Annotated in this window: 7 protein-coding genes and 1 pseudogene; 3 read left to right on the top strand and 5 right to left on the bottom strand. The window is 42.6% G+C overall.

Annotated elements, in window-relative coordinates:
- Together GOB86_RS15955 and GOB86_RS14905 are read left to right on the top strand one after the other, a co-directional pair.
- A pseudogene (locus GOB86_RS15955) lies at window positions 1-280 on the top strand (hypothetical protein); the annotation flags it as partial.
- A gap of 124 nt (window positions 281-404) precedes the next feature.
- On the top strand, window positions 405-1,043 hold the full coding sequence (locus GOB86_RS14905; protein WP_006115571.1) for an HPP family protein: 639 nt from the start codon (window positions 405-407) through the stop codon (window positions 1,041-1,043).
- Between the two features lie 33 nt (window positions 1,044-1,076).
- Here GOB86_RS14905 and GOB86_RS14900 read toward each other — a convergent pair whose 3' ends face one another.
- Both GOB86_RS14900 and GOB86_RS14895 read right to left on the bottom strand, forming a co-directional pair.
- Window positions 1,077-1,793 carry a Crp/Fnr family transcriptional regulator gene (locus GOB86_RS14900; RefSeq protein ID WP_242012709.1) on the bottom strand — a complete coding sequence of 239 codons (717 nt, stop codon included), beginning with the start codon at window positions 1,791-1,793 and terminating at the stop codon, window positions 1,077-1,079.
- A complete protein-coding gene (locus GOB86_RS14895) occupies window positions 1,777-2,355 on the bottom strand; it encodes a DUF488 domain-containing protein (protein WP_006115867.1) in 579 nt (192 codons plus the stop codon). Before GOB86_RS14895 ends, GOB86_RS14900 begins: the two co-directional genes overlap by 17 nt.
- Window positions 2,356-2,390: 35 nt before the next feature.
- Between GOB86_RS14895 and GOB86_RS14890 the strand changes: the two genes are divergently transcribed.
- Window positions 2,391-2,606 carry a hypervirulence associated TUDOR domain-containing protein gene (locus tag GOB86_RS14890; RefSeq protein WP_010512346.1) on the top strand — a complete coding sequence of 72 codons (216 nt, stop codon included), beginning with the start codon at window positions 2,391-2,393 and terminating at the stop codon, window positions 2,604-2,606.
- Window positions 2,607-2,748: 142 nt separating this feature from the next.
- Here the strand turns inward: GOB86_RS14890 and GOB86_RS16240 are convergent, their stop codons facing one another.
- The 3 genes from GOB86_RS16240 to GOB86_RS14875 all read right to left on the bottom strand — a co-directional run bounded on the left by GOB86_RS16240 (window position 2,749) and on the right by GOB86_RS14875 (window position 3,585).
- Window positions 2,749-2,892 carry a DUF1971 domain-containing protein gene (locus GOB86_RS16240; protein WP_242012707.1) on the bottom strand — a complete coding sequence of 48 codons (144 nt, stop codon included), beginning with the start codon at window positions 2,890-2,892 and terminating at the stop codon, window positions 2,749-2,751.
- Window positions 2,889-3,278, bottom strand: a complete 390-nt coding sequence (locus tag GOB86_RS14880) for a PAS domain-containing protein (RefSeq protein ID WP_165993430.1) — start codon at window positions 3,276-3,278, stop codon at window positions 2,889-2,891. Before GOB86_RS14880 ends, GOB86_RS16240 begins: the two co-directional genes overlap by 4 nt.
- A gap of 61 nt (window positions 3,279-3,339) precedes the next feature.
- Window positions 3,340-3,585 carry a DUF488 domain-containing protein gene (locus GOB86_RS14875; RefSeq protein WP_003631278.1) on the bottom strand — a complete coding sequence of 82 codons (246 nt, stop codon included), beginning with the start codon at window positions 3,583-3,585 and terminating at the stop codon, window positions 3,340-3,342.
- Window positions 3,586-3,718 lie beyond the last annotated feature (133 nt).

Raw genomic sequence — 3,718 nt, 5'->3', positions numbered from 1 at the left:
CACCCATGATCTGGGCGTCAGTAAAGCGATCACTCTTCATCAGAATCTCCTCAATTCTTACGCTGAGAAAATTCTCATTCAAAAGTCACTCTTTTTATGGGGGGATTACCATGCGACCTCCATCAAAATGGGCTACTACACGCCGTCCACAGGAGGCTGGAAAGTCATACGCGCCTGCGCTACACTCTGTCTGCATCGGGTTCGTTTATTGCTTATGAAAATATCTTTTATACAAAACAGACTTTTTCATAATCTGACCCGATGTACAACCCTTCCGTGAGATTTCCGCGTCGATCATATGAATCGATGAAATCCCGCAATCAAAAGATGTATTGTATTTACATTTTTTGAACACCAGAGTATTCTGCACGTTATCTTGATTTAAGCAAAGTAGTGGACACAATATGAGCCGTTTTATTTCATTACGTGCTTCTATTGGCGGGTTTGTCGGTATAATAGCATCTTATTCTGCTGGGTTTATCTTAATGCCAATTGAAAGTGCCGCCATTGTTGCACCTATGGGTGCATCGGCCGTCCTTGCATTCGGTGTTCCAGCCAGTCCTTTAGCAACACCTCGAGCTGTGATTTTAGGAAATGTTCTTTCAGCAACGATTGGCGTCATAGTTTCACTTATTCCCGATGTACCACTTCTCATCGCCTGTGCTCTTTCAGTAGGGCTCGCAATCGCTGCAATGAACGCCTCAAAATCACTTCATCCTCCGGGTGGCGCATCGGCACTCACAGCAACGCTCCTCCATCCTGGCAATCATGATCTCACGACTGGTTTCTTATTTCCTTTTGTGCCAGTCGGCCTGAATGCTGTCGCTTTGACCATCGCCGCTATTGCTTATCATCGGATTACCGGTCATACGTATCCACATCGTCCTCAGGACGTCGAAGCTTCCACAGTAATTCAAAATTACTTTACACGGGAAGATATTTACAATGCGTTGCAATCAATGCCCGATACGCTTGATGTCGAGCCCGGTGACATTGAACAATTATTAGCTATCATTGATAAAAATAAATGCGACTTAAAATAATATATTTTTATTCTATATTTTTTCTTTCCATCATTAAGCCCTAATGTGCCCGCAAAGACTAATTAACTGAGCATAATTTAAAATCACTATTTCCGAACCGTTTACTTCTAAAATTTCACCACGAAACCGTGTTATAATACGGGATAAATTTTCAGGTGTCATGCGAAGCTCGGCTGCCACCAAAGATTTGCTATGCGGAAGTACGACTTTTTTTCGATTGTCCTGTATAATGGAAAGTTTCACGAGATAACAGACCAAACGCTGTGAACCACTACAATGATAATAACAACTCGTCTGATTGATGTTATTCCTAAATTGTTTTGCAACATATTCCAGCATAATACGCGCGAACGATGAATGAAGAGAACACAATACGTCTATAATATTTGCATCAATCTGAAGCATCGTCGCTGCTGAGGCACAATAAGCTTCCAGAAGATAAGGTTGTCGTGTTACGACCGCTGCAGGAAGAAGAAAGTCACCGGTTATCATACTCATAACAGTGATATTTTCTTTCTTTTCTGGATGCGGACTCCTTAAGTGTATGATGCCATCAAACACAATCCACAAATTTTTTGGTTTATCGTTTTTTTTAAACAAAATTACACCGGGGGCAAACATCGTTTTTTTCACAGATGACAAAAGAACGCGTTTTTCACGCTTTGAAACACCATCAAAGAGTCTCAGAGCGCTGAACATTTCTTCAGGTTCCGATGGAATATTCTGATTTTTATTATGACTTCTCATCATTTTGGACACATACGGACTCTGGAAGAGGATACGTTAAACAACCTGTTGGTTCGACAACAGCACCAGGCGTAAGAACGCCTTCCTGCGTGTTCGTCAACGACAGGATATGGATCACCGTCAAACCTTTAGAAAGAAGATAATCTGAAATAATGCGCCGATGACACCGCCACCAAAGAACCTCTGCGCACATTAAAACAACCGTTTCATATCGGCTCGCTTCGATTAAAGTTGCTAGACCTTTCTGAAATTCATCGCTTAAAGCATAGTCGGCATAATTATGAAAACTTTGCACACGCCAGAATGCATTAATCGTAGGTGCAACGGTTCTGGACCGCGGACGTCTCCCGCCTAACTCCGGAAAATGACGATAAATAACGTTTACTTTCCCAAGCGCTTCAGACAGGACATTACCATTGTAATCCCGATTACGCCTGGAATACGGAAACGCACGAACATCCGCCACGAATGTAATATGATAATGACAAATAAGTGTTATAAATTCGTCAAGGGAATGCGTAGAGTGACCAATCGTATAAATCGTCTTACATTTAACCTTGGTCATTTTACAGTGTCTTCGGTTGCATAAGGAAAATTACCATGTCTTCACAAACCTTCAGAATTGGCGACATTGTTTCATGGAACTCTGAAGCCGGTTATGTCACAGGTAAAATTACGAAAATTCACACATCACCATTTCTCGTCAATGGGTATCATCATCATGCGTCAGGCCAGGAACCTCAATACGAGATTGTCAGTCAGAAAACTGGGCATATAGCATTTCACAAAGGGTCGGCCCTACAGCTACAGATGTAAGTGTTCATATACTTCACAAAGAATGAACTGGATCAGAATCGTAAAACTCCAGTTTTAGCCGGACCAAACCAGATAATTTTAGGTAATGCGTCTGCTCCGGTTTGATAAGGCCTGGTTCACAAGGTGTCAGATGCCTGACTTCTCAAGTGTCAACGTACACGAGCGTCGCAGTTCTTTCCAGAATACGGATAACTGCCCATACGCCAGCCTTCGTGGCATGACGCTGACGCAGACCTGCGGGAAGAGTTATCGCATTGAACTCCGACGTAATACGATACGGTTTCATGGCTGCTTCCTGATATCACGAAAAACAACCTTTATCGCATCGATATTTCCACTATGGTTTCTTATGATATCCATATTGAATACAACAACAATCTGCGAACCATTCCGTCTTAAAGCCGGCACGGTGAGTGTACGATCTGAATTAAAACCTGTTATTCCCTGCTCCACGACATAAGACCAACCTTTCCAGTGCCGTTCACGTAATTTTTCCGGTATAATCAGATCAAGTGACTTCCCAATAGCTTCCTCCGCCGCAAAACCAAACATCTGAACTGCGTTGTCATCCCACAACTCGATGATGCCTGAGCGATGGACCCGGACAATCGCATCGTCACAAATAATGGGAGAATTCTTTTGATCTGTTTCAGCAAAACTTAAATTCGGCATGGAACATAATTCCTAAAAACGTGATAACGGATGAATACTTTTTATACGTTAGCGTCAATACCTATATGTCCTGCTCATCCAGAAATTTCTGGAGAACAAGAGCGTGATTATGAAGCGGATCATGCGCAGCATAAAGAAGAGTGATCCTCCCTTTTTTCATAAGGTTCTCAAGTTTTTTGATGTCGGAATTTCCTTCAGAAAGCTCATGACGATACCTCAGTTTGAATTCATCCCAGTGAGCCGGGTCATGAGCAAACCAGTGTCGAAGATCGGAGCTTGGGGCAGCATTCTTTAACCAATAATCCATTTTAACATCTGATTTGTGCAACCCTCGACGCGGATTTCTCACACTTGAGGCAATTTCGGGTCATTTTGTAGAATTCAGTCATCCCACAGGAGCCCGATCTGGAATATTGACGATATTCTGCTTCTGGCGGCGG

It is taken from the genome of Acetobacter lambici (assembly GCF_011516885.1).
Classification (GTDB): Bacteria; Pseudomonadota; Alphaproteobacteria; order Acetobacterales; family Acetobacteraceae; genus Acetobacter; species Acetobacter lambici.
Note: the sequence above shows the minus strand (reverse complement) of the source record. Positions and strands in the feature narration are given on the sequence as shown.